Source organism: Maritimibacter sp., from assembly GCF_016774595.1.
GTDB lineage: Bacteria > Pseudomonadota > Alphaproteobacteria > Rhodobacterales > Rhodobacteraceae > Maritimibacter > Maritimibacter alkaliphilus.
Window position 1 is genome coordinate 1,579,974 of sequence record NZ_JACBWT010000001.1, and the last position, 20,027, is coordinate 1,600,000.

General features: G+C 63.1%; 15 protein-coding genes, 1 tRNA gene and 2 rRNA genes (1 of these 18 only partly in view). 4 read left to right on the forward strand and 14 right to left on the reverse strand.

The window, feature by feature from the left end; translation table 11 throughout:
- Positions 1–17 precede the first annotated feature (17 nt).
- Positions 18–1,301: an urea ABC transporter substrate-binding protein gene (gene urtA, locus HOY44_RS08085; protein WP_138422035.1), complete on the reverse strand. Its 1,284-nt coding sequence runs from the start codon at positions 1,299–1,301 to the stop codon at positions 18–20.
- Positions 1,302–1,671: 370 nt separating this feature from the next.
- Positions 1,672–2,142: an Lrp/AsnC family transcriptional regulator gene (locus tag HOY44_RS08090; RefSeq protein WP_287434734.1), complete on the reverse strand. Its 471-nt coding sequence runs from the start codon at positions 2,140–2,142 to the stop codon at positions 1,672–1,674.
- Positions 2,143–2,261: 119 nt separating this feature from the next.
- On the opposite strand from HOY44_RS08090, the gene HOY44_RS08095 reads away from it, so the two are divergent.
- Complete coding sequence (locus HOY44_RS08095) at positions 2,262–5,690, forward strand: indolepyruvate ferredoxin oxidoreductase family protein (RefSeq protein WP_287434150.1); 3,429 nt, start codon at positions 2,262–2,264, stop codon at positions 5,688–5,690.
- A gap of 68 nt (positions 5,691–5,758) precedes the next feature.
- Here the strand turns inward: HOY44_RS08095 and HOY44_RS08100 are convergent, their stop codons facing one another.
- The 8 genes from HOY44_RS08100 to HOY44_RS08135 are packed head-to-tail and all read right to left on the reverse strand — an operon-like array spanning position 5,759 to position 11,738.
- Positions 5,759–6,589, reverse strand: a complete 831-nt coding sequence (locus HOY44_RS08100; protein ID WP_287434152.1) for an energy transducer TonB family protein — start codon at positions 6,587–6,589, stop codon at positions 5,759–5,761.
- Between the two features lies 1 nt (position 6,590).
- Complete coding sequence (locus tag HOY44_RS08105; RefSeq protein WP_287434154.1) at positions 6,591–6,965, reverse strand: biopolymer transporter ExbD; 375 nt, start codon at positions 6,963–6,965, stop codon at positions 6,591–6,593.
- A complete protein-coding gene (locus HOY44_RS08110) occupies positions 6,966–7,352 on the reverse strand; it encodes an ExbD/TolR family protein (RefSeq protein WP_287434156.1) in 387 nt (128 codons plus the stop codon). It lies immediately after the preceding gene.
- Positions 7,349–8,017: a MotA/TolQ/ExbB proton channel family protein gene (locus tag HOY44_RS08115; protein WP_287434157.1), complete on the reverse strand. Its 669-nt coding sequence runs from the start codon at positions 8,015–8,017 to the stop codon at positions 7,349–7,351. Before HOY44_RS08115 ends, HOY44_RS08110 begins: the two co-directional genes overlap by 4 nt.
- Before the next feature lie 9 nt (positions 8,018–8,026).
- Positions 8,027–8,785: a heme ABC transporter ATP-binding protein gene (locus HOY44_RS08120; RefSeq protein WP_287434158.1), complete on the reverse strand. Its 759-nt coding sequence runs from the start codon at positions 8,783–8,785 to the stop codon at positions 8,027–8,029.
- 1 nt (position 8,786) lies between these two features.
- Positions 8,787–9,857: a FecCD family ABC transporter permease gene (locus HOY44_RS08125; RefSeq protein ID WP_287434160.1), complete on the reverse strand. Its 1,071-nt coding sequence runs from the start codon at positions 9,855–9,857 to the stop codon at positions 8,787–8,789.
- A 1-nt stretch (position 9,858) separates the two neighbouring features.
- Positions 9,859–10,692, reverse strand: coding sequence for a heme/hemin ABC transporter substrate-binding protein (locus HOY44_RS08130; protein ID WP_287434161.1), 834 nt, complete (start codon positions 10,690–10,692; stop codon positions 9,859–9,861).
- Entirely contained in the window at positions 10,689–11,738 is a 1,050-nt protein-coding gene (locus HOY44_RS08135; RefSeq protein ID WP_008333334.1) for a hemin-degrading factor, read from the reverse strand. Before HOY44_RS08135 ends, HOY44_RS08130 begins: the two co-directional genes overlap by 4 nt.
- Positions 11,739–11,973: 235 nt before the next feature.
- Here HOY44_RS08135 and HOY44_RS08140 point away from each other — a divergent pair, with 235 nt between their 5' ends.
- The gene (locus HOY44_RS08140; RefSeq protein ID WP_287434163.1) at positions 11,974–13,968 is read left to right on the forward strand and encodes a TonB-dependent receptor plug domain-containing protein; all 1,995 of its coding nucleotides are present in this window, start codon (positions 11,974–11,976) and stop codon (positions 13,966–13,968) included.
- Positions 13,969–14,129: 161 nt separating this feature from the next.
- On the opposite strand, the gene HOY44_RS08145 is transcribed toward HOY44_RS08140, so the two are convergent.
- Positions 14,130–14,206, reverse strand: a tRNA-Met gene (locus HOY44_RS08145).
- Positions 14,207–14,289: 83 nt separating this feature from the next.
- Entirely contained in the window at positions 14,290–14,829 is a 540-nt protein-coding gene (locus tag HOY44_RS08150) for a dTDP-4-dehydrorhamnose 3,5-epimerase family protein (RefSeq protein WP_287434165.1), read from the reverse strand.
- A gap of 74 nt (positions 14,830–14,903) precedes the next feature.
- Here HOY44_RS08150 and HOY44_RS08155 point away from each other — a divergent pair, with 74 nt between their 5' ends.
- Entirely contained in the window at positions 14,904–16,121 is a 1,218-nt protein-coding gene (locus tag HOY44_RS08155) for a glycosyltransferase family 2 protein (protein WP_287434167.1), read from the forward strand.
- A 78-nt stretch (positions 16,122–16,199) separates the two neighbouring features.
- A complete protein-coding gene (locus HOY44_RS08160) occupies positions 16,200–17,342 on the forward strand; it encodes a WD40/YVTN/BNR-like repeat-containing protein (protein WP_287434169.1) in 1,143 nt (380 codons plus the stop codon).
- A 104-nt stretch (positions 17,343–17,446) separates the two neighbouring features.
- Here the strand turns inward: HOY44_RS08160 and rrf are convergent.
- A 5S ribosomal RNA gene (gene rrf / locus HOY44_RS08165) occupies positions 17,447–17,561 on the reverse strand.
- 88 nt (positions 17,562–17,649) lie between these two features.
- Positions 17,650–20,027, reverse strand: a 23S ribosomal RNA gene (locus tag HOY44_RS08170); it runs 452 nt beyond the window's last position.

Genomic DNA, 20,027 nt, shown 5'->3' on the forward strand with positions numbered 1-20,027 from the left:
CGCCCCAGTCTTTGGGATTAGTAGTTCGAGGTCAGCTGGACGCAGGTCTCGGTCTCGGTGTTGTACATTCCGCACTCGAGATCTTTCCAATCCGACGTCAGGACCGCCGATTCCGGCAGGAAGTCGGTCCAGGCGTCGCCCGGAACCGGATCGGTTTCCGAGATGATGTCGAACTGACCGTCCTCAAGGATTTCACCGATCAGAACCGGCTTGGCGAGGTGGTGGTTCACGCCCATGACCGCGGTGCCGCCGGTGAGGTTCGGGAATTCCTGCCCCCACATGGCCGAGCGCACGGCGTCGACGTCTGTGGTGCCGGCTTCGGTGGCCGCGTTCACCCACATGTTGAAGCCGATGTAATGGGCTTCCATCGGGTCGTTCGTCACGCGGGCTTCGTCACCGATGAAGGCGTGCCAGTCCGCGATGAACTCGGCGTTGGCTTCGGTGTCTGCGGACATGAAGTAGTTCCACGCAGCGAGGTGACCGACAAGGTTCGAGGTGTCGAGACCCGACAGCTCTTCTTCACCGACCGAGAAGGCGACGACAGGAATATCGTCGGCCGAGATACCGGCTGCGGCGAGTTCTTTGTAGAAGCCGATGTTGGCATCGCCGTTGATGGTCGAGATCACGCCGACCTTCTTGCCGTCCGCGCCCAGCGCAACCACGTCAGCGACGATCTTGGACCAGTCGGAGTGACCGAACGGGGTGTAGTTGACGAAGATATCCTCTTCGGCGATGCCCTTATCCTTCAGGTAGCTTTCCAGAATGTTGTTCGTGGTGCGCGGATAGACATAGTCGGTGCCGAGCAGCGCGAATTTCTCGACGCCCAGTTCGTCAAGGAAATAGTCGGTCGCCGGGATCGCCTGCTGGTTCGGGGCCGCGCCGGTGTAGAACACGTTCTTGGACGATTCTTCGCCTTCGTACTGCACCGGGTAGAACAGAAGGCCGTTGAGTTCTTCGATCACCGGCAGAACCGATTTACGCGACACTGACGTCCAGTTGCCGAAGATCACGTCGACTTCGTGCACGGTCAGCAGCTCGCGCGCCTTTTCGGCAAAGAGCGGCCAGTCCGAAGCCGGGTCGACGACGACAGCTTCCAGATCGCAGCCCAGAAGGCCACCGGCCTCGTTCTGCTTTTCGACGAGCATCAGCATCGTGTCTTTCAGCGTGGTTTCCGAGATGGCCATGGTGCCGGACAGCGAGTGCAGCACACCGACCTTGATCGGGCAATCCTGCGCCATGGCAGCGGTCGACAGAGCGAGCGTGGCAGCGCCGCCGGCAAGAACGGATTTCATGAATTTCATAAGACTCTCCCAAGCAGGGACGTCAGGTCGCACTTGCCCAACGGGCATTCGCTCCCCATGTCTGTCCCCGCAACTTCGTTGCATCCGTGTGGCGGCCTCCGGTTGCAAATGGTGGGCCGTCACACACCCCCTGACGCGATGTCCCCGCGTGGCGTTGGGCATGCATACCTTTTGAGCATGGGCGGGATTGGGCAAATTTTCCCCGCCGAATTGCGGTTCGAACGGGGAAACAGCCTAATAATTGTGCGCTCTTGGGTGGCGTCGTTCATTTCTTGAGCGGCGCTTCGGTGAAGAACGCGCGTGGCGCTGCCCAATGCCGCGACGACTCAGCCGGCCAGACGCGGTTTGACCGACCCCGCCCCGGCGCATTTCAGATCGTCAGGCCGCTCGCGCGTTTGACCGACTTCAGAACCACGTTGGTCTGGGCCGCCCGCACGGCGCTTTGACGAAACAGGAATTCCTCGAGGAACCGATTATAGGTCGCGATATCCTCACACACCACGCGCATGTGATAGTCGGCGTCGCCCGTCGTCGCCCAACATTCCTGCACCTCGGGCCGCGCCTCGAGCGCCCGGATGAATTGCGAGACCTCGTTGGGATCGTGGCGAATGAGCTGCACCTCGACGATAGCCTGAAACCTCAGGCCAAGCCGCTCCTGATCCACGACCACACCGTAACGCGCGATCACGCCCGCCTCTTCCAAAGCCTTGACCCGCCTCCAGCAAGCCGAGGTGGACATGCCCGTTCGCTCCGCCAGATCGGCGTTCGAAATCCGCGAGTCCGCCTGAAGCAGGGAAACGATCCTGCGGTCCCGTTCACTGATTGAAATCTGGTTCTCCATTCCGAATCTGTAAAGCAAATCGAATTCCTGTTCCAGACTTCACCGCTGCGCCGCCAAATCTGGAACAGGAATTCACGTTTCGGGCGTTACACTCGCGGGGAACAGGAGGACCGCAAGCCATGTTGCACGCGCCAGCGACCACGCCCGATTACAAGCTCACCGACCGCTACGACCTGACCGAAGGTCGGGTTTTTCTGACCGGCACGCAGGCGCTCGTCCGCGTCATGCTGGATCAGGCGCGACGCGATCATGCGGCCGGGCTGAACACCGCGGGCTTCGTGTCGGGCTATCGTGGTTCGCCGCTGGGCGGTTTAGACCTCGAACTGTGGAAGACCCGCAAACGGCTGGATCAGGACAAGATCACCTTCATGCCCGCCGTGAACGAGGATCTGGGCGCGACCGCCGTTCTTGGCAGCCAGCAGGCGACGCTGCACCCGGACAGCGAAGTCGATGGTGTGTTCGGCATGTGGTACGGCAAAGGTCCCGGCGTCGACCGTTCGGGCGACGCGCTGCGCCACGGCAATGCCTATGGCACCGACCCCAAGGGCGGTGTGCTGGTCGTGGCCGGCGACGATCACGGCTGCGTTTCATCCTCCATGCCCCATCAGTCGGACGCCGTGTTCCTTGCGTGGTTCATGCCGGTGCTGAACCCGGCTTCGGTCGAAGAATATCTGACGTTCGGCGAATACGGCTTCGCCCTCAGCCGCTATTCCTCCACGTGGGTCGGGTTCAAGGCGATCTCGGAAACCGTGGAATCCGGGCGCTCGGTCGAGCTGCACGACGACCGCACCTTCGTTTACCCGGAGCGCGAGGATTATCCCGGCGGCATCCACATTCGCCGCAGCGATCCGCCCTCGACCGAGATCGAGGTGCGCATGGGGGCGAAGCTGCGGGCGGTCGAGGCCTTCGTGGAAGCCAACCCCATCGACCGCACGATCTATGGCCTGCCCGACGCGCCCTATGGGATCGTGACGACGGGCAAAGGCCACCTCGACACGCTCGAGGCGCTGCGCCTTCTGGGTCTGGACGAGGCGAAGTGCCGGGCGCTCGGCATCGACATCTACAAGGTCGGTATGGTCTGGCCGCTGGCGCGCCGCGATGCGCTGTCCTTCGTGAAGGGCAAGAAAGAGGTTCTCGTCATCGAGGAAAAGCGCGGGATCATCGAAAGCCAGTTCAAGGAATACTTCTACGACTGGCCGGGCGAGAAGCCCGAGAAAATGGTCGGCAAACATGACGCCGCCGCCGAGAACGATCTGGTGCCGTGGACGGGTGAACTGTCCGCCCGCCAGCTGGCCCCGATCATCGCCGCGAGGCTCGACGCCTTTTTCCCGGGTGAGAACCTGCCGGAAAAGGCCCGTGCACTGACCGCCGAAGAGCCGCCGATCTTGAACACGCCCGGCGCGACCCGGACGCCCTATTTCTGCTCGGGCTGCCCGCACAACTCGTCCACCGTCGTGCCCGAAGGCTCGACCGCAGGCGCGGGGATCGGCTGTCACGTCATGGCAAGCTGGATGGACCGCGACACCGCCGGTTTCGCCCAGATGGGGGGCGAGGGCGTGCCGTGGTCGGTCGCGTCCAAGTGGAACGGGGGCAAGCACCAGTTCCAGAACCTCGGCGAAGGCACGTGGTATCACTCCGGCTCGCTCGCGGTCCGGCAAGCGGTCGCGGCGGGTGCCAACATCACCTACAAGGTGCTCTACAACGACGCCGTGGCGATGACCGGCGGCCAACCCGTCGACGGGCCGGTGAGCGTGCAGAACATCGCGTGGTCGTCGCGGGCCGAGGGCGTGCAGCGCATCGCGCTCGTGTCGGACAACATCGGCAAGTTCACCAAGTCCGACTTCCCGCCCGAGACCAGTTTCCACGACCGCGACCAGATGGACACGCTCCAGCGCGAATTGCGTGAGGTGAAGGGCGTGTCGCTTCTGATCTACGAACAGACCTGCGCGACCGAAAAGCGCCGTCGCCGCAAACGCGGCACGATGGAGGACCCGAAACGCTTCGCCTACATCAACCCGTTGGTCTGCGAAGGCTGCGGCGATTGTTCGGTCGAATCCAACTGCCTGTCGGTGGAGCCGCGCGACACCAAGTTCGGGCGCAAGCGCAAGATCAACCTGTCGACCTGCAACAAGGACTTTTCCTGCCTCGACGGGTTCTGCCCCTCCTTCGTCACCGTCGAAGGCGGCGAACGCGCCAAGCGAGCCGAGGCGGATCTGGACGTGAACGGCATGGTCGCGAAAATCCCCGCGCCCACCCTGCCCGCGCTCGACGATCCCTTCGACCTGCTCGTGACCGGCGTGGGCGGCACCGGCGTCGTCACCGTGGGCGCGGTCATCACGATGGCGGCGCACCTGTCGGGGCTTGGCTCGTCCGTGCTCGACTTCACAGGGTTCGCGCAGAAGTTCGGCACCGTCCTGAGCTATATCCGCCTCGGTGCCTCGCCCGCCGACGTGCATCAGGTGCGGATCGGTCATGGCGCGGCGGACGCGGTGATCGGCTGCGACGTGGTCGTGTCGTCCTCGCCCAAAGCCTCGGCGCATTACCGCAAGGGCACCAAAGTGGCGCTCAACACCGCTGAAATGCCCACGGGCGACATCGTTCTGCGGCGCGATGCCGACCTGATGGTCAAGGTGCGTGAAGGGTCCATCCGTAAGGCGGTGGGCGCCGATAACCTGACCGCGCTGGATGCCAATACGCTGTCCGAGAAACTGCTTGGCGATCAGGTGTTCGCAAACACGATCATGATGGGCTTCGCGTGGCAAAAGGGTCTGATCCCCGTCGACCTTTGGGCGCTGGACCGCGCGATTGAACTCAACGGCGTTGCGATCGAGGGCAACAAGCGCGCCTTCGCCATCGGTCGGATCATGGCCCATGCGCCGGAGAACATCCTCGGCGGTCTCGACCTGCCCGAGGATCGCGAGCCGACGCTGGACGAGATCATCGACGAGCGTGCGACATTCCTGATCGGCTACCAGAACGAAAGCTATGCCCAGCGCTATCGCGACCGGATGGCCGCCTTCCGCGCCGCGCTGCCGGAGGGGGTCGAGGGACCGCTCGCCACCCAAGCCGCCAAGTCGCTGTTCAAGGTGATGGCCTATAAGGACGAATACGAGGTCGCCCGGCTGCATACGCAGATGGGCTTCGAGGACGAGCTGAAAGAAGCGTTCTCGGGCGACTACAAGGTGCATTACCACATGGCCCCGCCGCTCCTCCCGCTTGGCAAGGATGAACGCGGGCGGCCGAACAAGGTCGAGCTTGGCCAATGGATGCGCCCGGCGCTTGGGGTGATGGCGAAGTTGAAGGGGCTGCGCGGCACGCCTTTGGATATCTTCGGCTATGGCGAAGAGCGCCGCATGCAGCGTGAGATGATCGGGTGGTTCGAGGGCGTGATGGATGCTGTCGTCGGCAAGGCCACGGCTGAGAACACGCAGGCCTGTATCGACATTCTGCGCGCGCCGATGGAAATGCGCGGATACGGCCCGGTTTGGGAGGACGCGGTGAAGGTGGAAAAACCCAAGGCGGAAGAGCGGCTCGCCGCGCTCGCCTGACACCGCGAACATCGCGCGGCGTCCCACCGCCGCGCCAAGGGCGGGTCGGCCGATGGGTCGGCCCGCCCTTATCGTGACTGGATCGGCACCGAGAAGGAAAACGGGCCTGCGCCCAGCCCCGCAGGCGCGGCGGGGAAACGCCCTGCCGAGCGCACCGCCTGAAGCGCGAGACGGTCGATGGCCGGATTGCCGGACGAGCGCGCCAGAGTGACCCCGGCGAGCGTGCCGTTCGCGGCCACCGTAAGCCGCACGACCGCCGTGCCGCTTCCCGCACCACGCGGCGCGCGGCGGGCAATCGCACCTTGGATCTGACCGCCCCATTGCGACATAAGGGATCGCTTGGTCGCCTCGCTGACGGTTGCGGTGGATTGCGACGGCTGACGTTGCCCGGCGTTGGCCGTCTGACCCTGCCCCTGCGCACGCTGTTGGTTCTGTGCCTGCGACGCCTGATTGGCCACCTGCGCGGGCGGGCGTCGGGGCTCCGGCGGCCTTTGAGGTTCGGCGGCAGGGCGGCGGGGCGGGCGCAAGGACCGATCAGGCGCATGGCGCGGCGCGGGGGCGGCGGTATCGGTTTCGGGCGGCACTGGCGAAGTCGGCACCGTGGGTGCGATGGGCAGGGGCCGCGCGGTCGGTGTCGGCTGCGGCGGCGTGCTGGGTGTCGCCGGGGCTTCGATGGGTGGCGGGGCGTCCAGCGCGGGGGTTTCGACGGCGGCCTCCGGCGGCGCTTCCCACCGTTCGACCATCTGCTCGACCGACGCCGAGGACGCGGCCACCGTCACGACCGCTTCGCCGCCTGCCCCCGAGCTTGCTTCGCCCTCCTGCCGGGGCACCGGCACCAGCAGGAGCGCAAGAACAGTGGTCATCGCTGAAAGGGCCAGAACTTCCGCACCGTCGCGCATGTCAGGGCTCCACGATCAGGTCCAGGGGCGCGTCGGAGACCGCCGAAATGTCCCGCAAGGCCCGCGCGAAGGCGGCGCCGTCCAGCCCACGGTCGACCCGCAGGGTCAGCGGCACATCGGTATCGGCCAGTCTCGCGGTGGCTTCCGCCCCCGTCACGCCTGCGAAGTGAAGCGTTCCGTCCGGACCGATCACGATGGTATCCGGGCTGCCCGACACCTCGCCACCCTCGGCGGTCGGCAGTTCGACCTCGACCGGGAGCGGCGGGGCGATCCGCGCGGAAATCAGGAAGAACACCAGCAGCAGAAAGACCACGTTAATCATGGCGATCACGTTCTCGGCTGGCCTGCGCGGTTGTCGATGGGTCGCAATCCGCATTCAGTCCACCAGAACCAGTGCCGGGTATCCCGCATCGGACAGCACCTGCATCACATCGACGACACGCTGAACCTGCGCCCCGTCACGCGCGCGCAGAACGATGGTGTCGTCGGGGTTCTGCATCAATGTGCGAAGCTGGGTCGCCAGCGTTTCTTCGCGGATGTCGCTCCCGTTCAAAAGCACGCCTTCGGGAAGAACGTCGACCAGCCGGGGCGGGCCGTCGTAGCTTCCATCGGCACCCGTGGCCCCGCTGACCGCAATCGCGCCTTCCGCGCCGAAGCGCGAGGCGAGCATGAAGAACACGAGAAGCAGGAACACCACGTCGATCATCGGGGTCAGGCTCGGCCTGCGCGACCGGCGCGGTGCGGGCAGCGAGAGCGTGGTCATTCCGCGACCTCGAGGATGCGACGCTCCCCGCCCGTCGCGGGAGTCAGCAAGAGCCGCGTGACCATATCCTCGATCCGGCCCTGCGCGCGGTCCGCTATGCTTTCGAACCACGTCAGCGCGGCGGAAGCGGGGATCGCCACGGCCATCCCGGCCGCCGTGGTCAACAGAGCCTCCCATATCCCGCCGGCAAGGTCGGACGGATCGGCACGGCTTCCGGCGGCCTCCAACGCCTGAAACGCCGCGACCATCCCCAACACGGTGCCGAGAAGGCCCACGAGCGGCGCGATGGTCGCCACCAGTTCGAGCGCGCGCAGCCCCTTGCGCTGGCGAAACAGCTCGCCCGCCGCCACGCGCGAAATCTCTTCCCGCGTCATCTCGGGGGTCATGTCGTCGCGCCCCATCCCCTCGATCGCGGCCCGGACGGGGGTGGCGTAGACGCCGCGCCTGCCGTCGACGAGACGCCGGGCCTCGGCGCGCTGCCCGGATTGCCAGAGGCGCACGGCACGCTCGGCGCGGCGCGGGCGCCATGTGCCGGAGGCCCCAAGTCGCAGGATTTTCCAGACGATCAATCCGGCCGTGACGGCGGCAAGGGCGGCGATCACCCAGATCGCGATACCGCCCATGTCCATGAACCCGATTATCGCGTCCCAACGGTCCTGAAACATCACTGTATCCTATGCCTGTGACGCTTGCGGCAGAACGAATGTCCCGCCCCTCGGCGCCATATTCACCTGCACCCGGCACCCATAGGCACCGGACAACGTCTCATCGGTCAGCACGTCGTGAACGGCACCCTGCCGAACGACCTGACCCTTCGACATGAGAGCGACCGAGTCCGCGAACATCGCCGTCAGGTTCAGATCGTGCATGACCGCGACGACCCCACCGCCGGCGCGCGCGAAATCCCGCGCGATCTCCATCACGTCGAGTTGTTGAGCGATGTCGAGGCTCGACACCGGCTCATCGAGGATCAGCCACCGCGCAACGCCCGCATCCATCGGTCGCCAGACCTGCGTGAGCACGCGGGCGAGTTGGACGCGTTGCTGTTCCCCACCGGAGAGCGCGTGATAGGGCCGCGTGCCATAGGTGCCCAGACCGACACGCGCCAGCGCCGCAGTGGTGAGGTCCGGCTCCCCCCCACCGATGCGCACCACCTCGGACACCGTGAACGGAAAGGCGACCGAGGTGAACTGAGCCAGAACCGCACGCCGCGCGGCCAGTTCCCAGGGCTTCGCAGTCGCAAGATCCAGCGCGCCCATCTGCGCTTCGCCGTCAAAGACCTGTGTCCCGGTCAGGGCGGACAGCAGCGTCGACTTGCCGGAGCCGTTGGGGCCGACGATGGCCGTCACCTCGCCCGGCTCCGCGATGAAATCGACGCCGTGCAGGATCGTCGTCCCGTCGATCGTCACGTGAAGGTTTCTTGCCCTCAGCATGTCATACCCCCGCGAAGCCACGGCGCTTGATGAGCACCCACAGGAAGAACGGCCCGCCGATCAGCGCCATGATGATCCCGATGGGAAGCTCGGCAGGTGCCACGATCACGCGGGAGATCATGTCGGCCAGCAGCAGGATCGAAGCGCCGAGCAGAGCGGAATTGAGGATGAGCGGCGCGTGCGATGGCCCCGTCATGAGGCGCAGAAGATGCGGCACGACGATACCGACGAAGCCGATCCCACCCGATACCGCGACTGCCGCACCGACCGACGCGGCGACGATCACCACCGCGAGCCGTTTCATGCGCTGGATGTCGATGCCCATGTGCTGCGCCGCGATTTCGCCCAGCGCCAGAGTGTCGAGGCTGCGGGCCAGAAGCGGCGCGCCGAGGAGACCCAGCACCATCAGCGGCATCGCGGCCAGCAGCTTGGACCACGTCGCCCCGGCGAGCGAACCCAAGCCCCAGAAGGTCAGGTCACGCAACTGCGCGTCGTCGGCCAGATAGATCATCACGCCCGAAACGGCACTGACCATCGCGCTGAGGGCGATCCCGGCCAGAAGCATGGTCGCGACCGAGGTCTGCCCGTTCCGCGTCGACACGATATAGAGCAGGACGACGGAGACCCCGCCGCCGACGAACGCCGCGACCGGGACGAGGGCATAGCCCAGCACCGCCGCCACCGTTGAGGGCAGCAGGCCACCCAGAACAATCGCCGTGATCGCGCCCAGCCCGGCACCTGCGGACACGCCGACGATGCCCGGATCGGCCAGCGGATTGCGAAACAAGCCCTGCATGACCACCCCGGCCACGGCGAGGGACGCGCCCACGAGCGCGCCCATCGCGAGGCGCGGAAGCCGTATGTCGAGGATCACGACACGCGCCGACGTCTCAATCGGTTCGCCTGCCAGAACCGCACCGATCACCTCCAACGGCGAGATACCCGTGGCGCCCACGAACAGGCTCGCCACCGACACCATCACCAGAAGCACCACCAGAGCGAGGGTGGCGTGGCGAGCAAGCGGTTGCCTGTCGCCCGCCGGGCGCCCGGTGCTTTCGGTCATCGCGACCATCTCAACCCTCGTCGCCGTAAAGGGCTGCGGCGAGTTGCGAAACCGCCTCGCCCACGCGCGGCCCGAACCCGAGCAGGAGAAGCCCGTCCATGCGAACCACGCGCTCGCCCTCGGCGGCCGGCGTGGACGCGAACGCCGGTTGGCTGAACAGTTCGTCATTTGCGACGGCGTGGTCGCCCTCGCGATCCATCATCAGGATGACGTCCGGCGCGGCGGCCATGACGGCCTCCTCCGAAATCTGCTTGTAGCCCTGGAAGCCGGAGAGCGCGTTTTCGCCCCCCGCCAATTCGATGATCGCCTCGGCTGAGGTTCCTTCACCCGCAGCCATGATGCGACCGGAAGCCTGCGACAGGACGAACAGGACGCGGGGCACGCCGTCACCGACCGTCGCGCGCGCTTCGGCGATCTGGGCGCGCACTTCGGCCGCCAGCGCCTCGCCCTTGTCCGGCACGTTAAGTGCCTTCGCAACGGCGTGGATCTTGTCTTCAACCGCTTCCGGCGTGTAGCCATCGGCGACCTCGACCATCGGGATTTCCGCCTCGCGCAGCAGGTCTATGGTTTCTGCGGGGCCCGCGCCGCCCTCCATCAAGATAAGGTCGGGCGCGACCGACAAAACGCCCTCGGCGGACAGTTGGCGGATGTAGCCGACATCGGGCAATCCCGCCGCCTCGGCGGGAAAGTTCGACGTCGAGTCGCGTGCGACCAACCTGTCGCCTTCGCCCAGCGCATAGACGATCTCGGTCACCGAGCCGCCGATCGACAACACACGGTCGGCCAGTGCGGCGACCGGAGTGACGGTCAGGGCCGCCGCATACGCAAATGTACTGAGCTTCATGCCTGCACCTCGGCCCCTGCGAGTCCCTGAACCAGCGCGCCGAAGTCCGCCACATGATCGGCGTCCTTGGTCCGCATCCCGAAAATCTGGAGGATGATGACGCCATCCTTGTCGAAGGCTTCGACCGAAAGCGCCTCGCCCCGCTTAGTGGGTTTGCGAACCTCATAGACCTCGGCGATATGGTCTGAGCGAAGGTGCAGATTGAAGCCCGGGTCCATGACGTTGTTCCACGGACCGACTTGTTTCAGCGTGTGAACCGGACCCGAATGAATCTGGATGCACCCGTGGTTGCCGACGAAGATCATGACCGGGACGGCCGTGCTGGCGAGACGGTCGAGCAGCGTATCCACCGCCGTCTGGTCGAGCCGCCGGACGAAGGGGGCACCGGCCACGCGGTAGGCGCCAAGGCGATTCATCTTCAGCCGTTTGGTCAGCTGCATGAACTGGTGCGTGTCCGTCATTTCGCTCCACGCCTTGCGCAGGTCTTCGGCCCTGTCCGGGCGCTCTTGCGCAGGCGACGGGGGAACGCGCGGCTCGACCGTGGGGCGGTCGTTTTGCTCGGGCAGCGCGAGCGTTTCGATCAGGGTGGCCCATTGATCGTGGTGCGAGGCATCGCGCAGGTGGATTTTGTGAACTGCATCCCCGGCTGCGTCGAACACCTGGATCGACCGGCGCGGGCCGGCCTCGGTCACGGTCTCGACGGCATAGGCGAAGACCCAATGCTTCGGAAAGATCCGAAGGTCGATCGCGTCGTGGAGAACCATCGCGGCATGGGCGCCGGATTGATAGTTACCGTAGGTTCCGACCTTTTCATGCACGACGGATGGCGTGCGGGTCAGCGCCATGACCTCCCCAAGTGCCGGGACCGCGCCCATGATGTCGTCGGGATGGGCCGAGATGGCGACCGTGCCGTGCCCGATTTTCGCAGCCACGAGTTCACCTTCGGAGACACCGATCGTTTCCGCCAGATCCCGCGCTCTCAGACCCGTATTCCGCTCAACAGCAGCCCGGATGTCACGCGCAGAGATGGAAGCCGTATCCGCCATGCGGACGCTCCTTTTTCCTTTGATTGTAAGTGATTGCCTGGCTAGCTGTGGCTGATTTGCCGCGCTTTGCTCGGATGCTCGGACGCTCCTGTCCGAATTGTTGACTAAAATACTAAGCTAAAATAGCAGATGCAAGTCCTTTGCGATCCGGTCGCAAAGATCGGGCGAAAACGCCCCGCCAGCACCGCGATATGCACGCCAGCCACACATCATGAAAACCATGGAAGGGATGACCATGACCGCGCATGTACGCTTGCGCGCGGCGCTGCTTGCCAGTGCTGCCACCTGTGTCTCGCTGCCCGCGTTCGCGCAGGAGACATTCGAACTCGACACCGTGCTTCTGGCCGAATCCAAACGCGAGGTGCAGACCGACACCGCCATCGCTGAGACCGAGATCGACCGCGAAGAGATGGACGACCGTCAGGCGGGGACCATCGCCGAACTGGTCGAAACCGTGCCGGGCGTGAACCTGATCAACGGCAACACGCCGCAGGGCTCCGGCATCAACATCCGCGGCTTCGGCGCGAACGGCACCTATGGCACGGACCAGAAGGTCGCGATCCAGCTGGACGGTGCGAATGTCGGGTCCGAGGAGCTCTACCGGATCGGCACCCAGCTTTACACCGACCCCGAGCTTTACAAGCAAGTCAGCGTCATTCGCGGCATCGCGGGGACGTTCGAATACGGCTCCGGCATCATCGGCGGTCTGATCCGGGCCGAAACCAAGGACGCCATCGACATCACCGGCGGCGAGACCGGGTTCAAACTGCGCCAGACGATTCAGTATGGCACGAACGGTTCGCAGCTTGCCTCGTCCACCATCGCGGCTTGGCAACCGACTGAGAACTTCGGCGTCATCGGGAACTACACCTACCGGATGCAGGACATTCCGGTGGACGGCAGCGGTGCGCCGATCACGACGCAGGGCTATGCGCTGCCCAGCTATTCTGTCGGGATGCTCTATACCTTCGGAAACGCCAACGAGCATTCGATCCGCGCGACCTATTCCGACACCAACTCGACCGAGCTGGACACGCCTTACGATTCCTTCGCGACCACGGGTGGAATGTTCGGGAACGTCGATAGGACCGTGCATTCGCGGACGGCGACCCTACGCTATGAATACGACTCGCCCACGACCGACCTGATCAATTTCTCGGCCAACCTGTCCTATGCCGACCAGCAGATCGACAGCGCCTATGTCGCCGGGTCTTCGCCGCTGGAGGGCACACCCACCTTCCCGTTCCTTCAACCCCTCGTCGATGCCGACCATCGGTATGAGACAACCAAACTGACCCTGAAGAACCAGTCGCTGTTCGCGACCGGGATGATCCAACACGATCTGCGCATCGGGGCCGAGTACATCTTCAAGGAACGGCTCGACGCCTCGTCCGCGCCCGGTGGCACCGACCGCCGCATCGCCGTGTTCGCGGTGGATGACATGACCTGGGGCGGCCTGACCGTCACCCCCGCGGTGCGGTATGAAACGCAACGTGTCGGTGGCCCGGCCTATGCCTACTACAACAACGACGCGTTCATGGGGGGTGCGACCGCCCGCTACGAATTCGGCAACTCCGGCTTCGCGGTGTTCGCCTCGGCGGCCTATACCGAGAACCTGCCGATCATGGATGACCTCACCAACCCGGCCTATATGACCCAGTCGGAAAAAGCGGTCAGCTACGAGGCGGGGTTGTCCTTCGACCGTGGATCGGTGTTCCAGGATGGCGACCAGTTGAGCCTGAAAGCCAACGTGTACCGGACCAATGTCCGCGACATCACCTCCTACACGACCGCGACAGCCGCACTTATCACCAACGCGATGTTCCATGGCGTGGAACTGGAAGGGTCTTATTCGATGGCGAGCGGGTTCTATACGGACGTAAACGCCAACTTCTCACGCGGGATGGACACGACGCCCGGCGCGGGCGGGAACTGGGCCGGGACACCGGCGGACCAGCTTCGCGTCACGGTCGGGAAACGCTGGGGCGAGGAATACGACCTGAGCTGGGAAGCGGTCTATGACTTTGCGATGAACCGCGCGACGACCCCGACGCCCGCATCGCTCGTCCACAATCTGCGCGCGACCTATGCGCCGCAGGACGGGTTCTTCGGCGGTGCCGAGTTCCGGCTTGGGGTCGAGAACCTGTTCGACTTGAACTATACCCCGCATCTGGCCACGCGCGCCGCGCCGGGCCGGACCTTCAAGTTCACGGTCGCAAAGACGTTCTAAGGCCGGGTCATGCCTGCGAAACGCCTCCCGGTTCCGGGGGGCGTTTCTGTTCTCGAGCCGAAGTCGCTGAAAGCGGGCGTCGCGTTGCCGCATCGTCGCATATGCGCCTGCCCGAAAAGCCGAACGCCCGGAGCCTTGCGGCCACCGGGCGTTCGGTTTTTTGGTTGCGGGGGTAGGATTTGAACCTACGACCTTCAGGTTATGAGCCTGACGAGCTACCGGGCTGCTCCACCCCGCGCCAATTCGTTCGGGTGTAATATGCCTTGTCGCTTCGGGCCGCAAGGGGGGTGAAGCGATTAATTTCCGCGTTTTTTCCGGCGCTTAACGTCGGCCTTCGACGAACGCGTCGAACGAGGGCAGGTTGGCATCGGCGTCGGAGAGAATCGGGGCGGTGTCCGGCCAGTCGATGCCCAGTCCGGGAGCGGACCAGTGGAACCCGCGGCGTCCCGTGGGTCGGTACTCTTCCGACACGTCGTTCACGTAATCCACATCGGTGAGGCAGTAGAACGCGTTCGCCAACCCACGTGAGACGACGATCCGGTGTCGGTCGCCCGGGGCATCGCCGATCAGAAATGTCTCATGCTCGCGATACGTCGGGCTGTCCGGGCGGGGGTCGACGACGACCACCAGCGCAGTGCCGCGCGTGACGTAGATCGCCTTGTCCCATGGTTCCGTGCGAAACCCGCGCAACGTCCGCGCGACCGAACGGGAATGATTGCTTTGCGCGAAGACATAGGGGCGACCCATCTCGGACGCGATCAGGCTTTGGCGGAACGTCTCGACGAAAAAGCCCCGTTCATCCCCCGCTGGTTCCGGGATCAGCCGCCACAACCCCTTGATCGTCCGACGCTCGATCGTCATGCCCAGTCGGGGTAGAGCGTTCAGACTGTTGGGTTTTTCCATTGAACCGGAGCACCTGCTGGATAGGTTGAGATATGGCCCGGACACTCATCATTTGCCCTACGCATTCACATGCGGACACCTTACTTGCCGCGATCCCGAGTGTTCAAGCTCAGACAGATCCGGATTGGGAACTGGTCGTGATCGGGGACGGAGCACCCGCGCGCACCGACGAGATCATGGCGGATTTGACCGCTTCTGACGACCGCATCCGCTATCTGCCGCACCCCAAGGGCAAGGCATATGGCGAAGCCTATCGCGATCCTGTCGTTCGAGGCTCCTCGGCTGAATTCGTGTGCCACCTCGGTGATGACGACATCTGGCATGAAAGCCACCTGCGGACCCTGACCGGAGCGTTAGACCGTGCCGACTGGGTGATCGGTGGCGATATCCGTATCGGCGTGAAGGGGTTCGTAAGCTGGCGGATGGCGAATTACGCTTGGCCCGGGCTTGTCCGAAAGAGTCGCGATCTCCCTCGGCCACTGGTCTTCACCGCGCTGAACCCCGTCGCCTTCCGCCGCAGCGCCTATCAGAACTTGACCGAAGGCTGGGCGCCGGGGCCACCCGGCACAGGTTCGGACTTTCGTATGTGGTTGAAATTCCTGAACGATCCGCGTGTGAGGATCGCCGGGCTCGCCGCGCCAACACACCTGAAATTTCAGTCGCAGTTGGGGCGGGACGACATGACGCCCGATGATCGGCTCGCGGAATTGAGGCCATGGTTGGAAAGGATCAACGCACCCGGCGCGCTCGACGCCCTGCGGCGGAAGGCGGAGATTTTCGGAACCGTGCCAAAGGCGATGGCCGTACTCGACGCAGGGCGCGCAGCTGATCCCGCGGCCGCGCTAAGACGGATCGGCATCGAACCTGTCGGGGCGGAAGACGCGTTTTCGGTCGCGCATTCTGGCGAGCGTATGACGCTGCCGCTCACGTCGGAGCAGATGGACCAGTGCGGTCTGGCTTGGGCGCTTTCCCGTGGTCCGGTCGACGCCGACACGTTCGCGGCCTACACGGCGGTCGGCAGACACCCGGACAGTCGTATTTTTCATGCGCTGACGATCTTGGCCCACGCCCGGATCGACCTCGCCCGCGCGGGGGCCGACGCGCTTGCATCGCTTTCCGGTCGACCGGAGCTTGCCCAGCGGGTGCATGAAAGTCTGGATCAGCTCGAACGGGAAGGCGGTGCCGCGCGCCCGCCGGGGCTCTTTCGTCGAGCGGGCCTGCGGATCATGCGATCCCGCCCGTTCTTGTAGGGGCCATGCAAGAATGGCACCGCTGGAAAATCGTTCTGTGCTACGCTCGGCCCATAACGATTTTCTGGAGGATTTTCGGTGAGACACAGGGTTCTGGTCGGGACGACGAAGGGCGCGTTCATTTTGACCTCATCCGACGACCGCAAGAGTTGGTCACTGACCGGGCCGCATTGCGATCTATGGCCTATCAACCACGTCGTCGGCGACCCCAAGACCGGCCACCTCTGGGCCGGCGGCGGTGGCGAGTGGACGGGGGCCGGGATCTGGCGCTCGACCGATGACGGGGAGACATGGATTTTGTCGCAACTGTCCAACGGCATGATGGCCGAATGGGCGGCGAACGATCCCGGCTTTGCGGAAATGATCGGCGGCGTGCCCCCAGAGGCGCCCTTTACCAACGACCTCGTGTCAATCTGGTCGCTGACTTGCGCCCATGGGACGGTTTACGCCGGGTCCAAACCGGCACATTTCTTCAAATCCACCGATGGTGGTGCGACATGGGACCGTGTCCCGGGGCTCACCAATCATCCGACTCGCGAAAGCTGGAACCCCGGTGGTGCTGGGCTGACGCTTCACACAATGCTTCCCCACCCGACCAAGCCGGGTCACATGACCATCGCGATTTCGGCCGCCGGTGTCTTTACGACTGAAGACGACGGAGAAACGTGGGAACGGTCCAATCGGCTCGACAATGCTGAGAACCCGAAGCACCACGATCACGAACATACGCACGAAATCGGTCATTGCGTGCATAACATGATGCGCGCGCCGTCCGACGATGGTTTGATTTACCAGCAGAACCATCACGGCGTGTTCCGCTCGGACGACGGCGGGCAGAATTGGCACGACATCACCGAAGGCCTGCCGTCATCCTTCGGGTTTCCGATCGCCGTGTATCCCCACGATCCGCAGACGATCTGGACGATCCCGCTGAACGGCGACATTCAGGGACGATTTCCGCCGGATGCGAAGGCCGCGGTCTGGCGATCCACCGATGCGGGGGAGACATGGGAGGCGATGCGCGAGGGGTTGCCGCAGGAAAACTGCTTTTTCACCGTGCTGCGACAGGCGATGGCGGTGGATTCTTCGTCAAACGGCGGCGTCTATTTCGGGACGAATACAGGGTCGATCTTCGCGACCACCGACGCGGGTGAGACCTGGGTCGAGATCGCGCAGCACTTGCCGACCGTATTGAGCGTGGAGACACTCGAAACAGCGTGATGTCGCAGAAATCGATGGTCTGAAAACGAAAGTCGCCGGCCACGAGGGCCGGCGGTTTTTCGTCTGAAGCATCGTCAGAGAGATACGAACATGTCTCTTACTAGGTGTGGCGGTGACCTACTCTCCCACGTCTTAAGACGCAGTACCATCGGCGCTACGGCACTTAACGGCCGGGTTCGGGATGGAGCCGGGTGTTTTGCTCGCGCTATGACCACCACACCAAGAAAGAGACACGTCCAAGTCAAGAGTTGTGTAGATAGTATGCTCTTGATTATCCAAGCGGGTCGAAACCTCGCTTCTACTGGATCAAATCAAGCCTATCGGGCAATTAGTACCGGTCAACTGAATGCATTACTGCACTTACATCTCCGGCCTATCGACGTAGTAGTCTGCTACGGCCCTCAGGGATACCTTGTTTTGAGGGGGGCTTCCCGCTTAGATGCCTTCAGCGGTTATCCTTTCCGATCATAGCTACCCTGCACTGCGGCTGGCGCCACAACAGGTCCACCAGTGGATCGTTCACCCCGGTCCTCTCGTACTAGGGGCAACTCCTCTCAAGTATCCTACACCCACGGCAGATAGGGACCGAACTGTCTCACGACGTTCTAAACCCAGCTCACGTACCTCTTTAAACGGCGAACAGCCGTACCCTTGGGACCTGCTCCAGCCCCAGGATGAGATGAGCCGACATCGAGGTGCCAAACGGTGCCGTCGATATGGACTCTTGGGCACCATCAGCCTGTTATCCCCGGCGTACCTTTTATCCGTTGAGCGATGGCCCTTCCACTCGGGACCACCGGATCACTATGGCCGTCTTTCGACTCTGCTCGACTTGTCAGTCTCGCAGTCAGGCTGGCTTCTGCCATTGCACTCAACGAGCGATTTCCGACCGCTCTGAGCCAACCTTCGCGCGCCTCCGTTACTATTTGGGAGGCGACCGCCCCAGTCAAACTACCCACCACACAGGGTCCCGGATCCGGATAACGGACCGCGGTTAGACATCAAGCAAAGCAAGGGTGGTATCTCAAGGAAGGCTCCACAGCGACTGGCGTCACTGCTTCAAAGCCTACCACCTATCCTGCACATGCTTGGCCTGATGCCAGTGTGAAGCTGTAGTAAAGGTGCACGGGGTCTTTCCGTCTAACCGCGGGAAGCCTGCATCTTGACAGGCAATTCAATTTCGCTGAGTCGATGTTGGAGACAGCGGGGAAGTCGTTACGCCATTCGTGCAGGTCGGAACTTACCCGACAAGGAATTTCGCTACCTTAGGACCGTTATAGTTACGGCCGCCGTTTACCTGGGCTTCAATTCAGAGCTTGCACCCCTCCTTTTAACCTTCAGGCACCGGGCAGGCGTCAGACCCTATACGTCGTCTTACGACTTCGCAGAGCCCTGTGTTTTTAGTAAACAGTCGCCACCCCCTGGTTTGTGCCCCCAGCCACTAGTTGCCTAGAAACTGGGCCTCCTTCTCGCGAACTTACGGAGGTATTTTGCCGAGTTCCTTCAACATCGTTCTCTCAAGCGCCTTGGTATTCTCTACCAGTCCACCTGTGTCGGTTTAGGGTACGGTCTTAAAGTGGGGCTATTTCCAGGAACCGATCAGCAGCCCATTCAATCCGATAAGGATGAACTACCTTCACGATCCGTCACCACCACACGGCCCAGGAATATTAACCTGGTTCCCATCGACTACGCATTTCTGCCTCGCCTTAGGGGCCGGCTTACCCTGCTCAGATTAGCTTTAAGCAGGAACCCTTGGACTTTCGGCGACAGGGTCTCTCACCCTGTTTGTCGCTACTCATGTCATCATTCTCGCTAGTGATCTCTCCACCGGATGGCTCACGCCCCGGCTTCACAGAAAACTCCTTGTCTCCAATCCTTCCGAAGAAGGTAAAGAGACATGGAGTTATGTCACACTACGCTCCGCTACCACGCACTTACGTGCATCCTCAGCTTCGGCTCATGGCTTGAGCCCCGTTACATCTTCGCCGCAGGACAACTTAAATTAGACCAGTGAGCTGTTACGCTATCTTTAAAGGATGGCTGCTTCTAAGCCAACCTCCTGGTTGTTTTGGTCGTCCCACCTGCTTTCCCACTTAGCCATGAATTGGGGGCCTTAGCTGGAGGTCAGGGTTGTTTCCCTCTCCACGACGGACGTTAGCACCCGCCGTGTGTCTGCCATCTAGTACTCCCGGGTATTCGGAGTTTGGTTAGGATCAGTAAGCCTGTGGGGCCCCATTACCCATCCAGTGCTCTACCCCCCGGGGTATTCGGATGACGCTCTACCTAAATAGATTTCGCGGAGAACCAGCTATCTCCGAGTTTGATTGGCCTTTCACCCCTAGGCACAACTCATCCCGACCTTTTTCAACAGGTGTGGGTTCGGACCTCCAGTGAGTGTTACCTCACCTTCATCCTGGTCATGCCTAGATCACTCGGTTTCGGGTCTGATCCCACGAACTCGACGCCCTATTAAGACTCGCTTTCGCTGCGCCTACACCTATCGGCTTAAGCTTGCTCGTGAGACCAAGTCGATGACCCATTATACAAAAGGTACGCCGTCAGATCTCGAGGATCCTCCGACTGCTTGTAGGCGCTCGGTTTCAGGTACTGTTTCACTCCCCTCGTCGGGGTGCTTTTCACCTTTCCCTCACGGTACTGGTTCGCTATCGGTCAGTAAGGAGT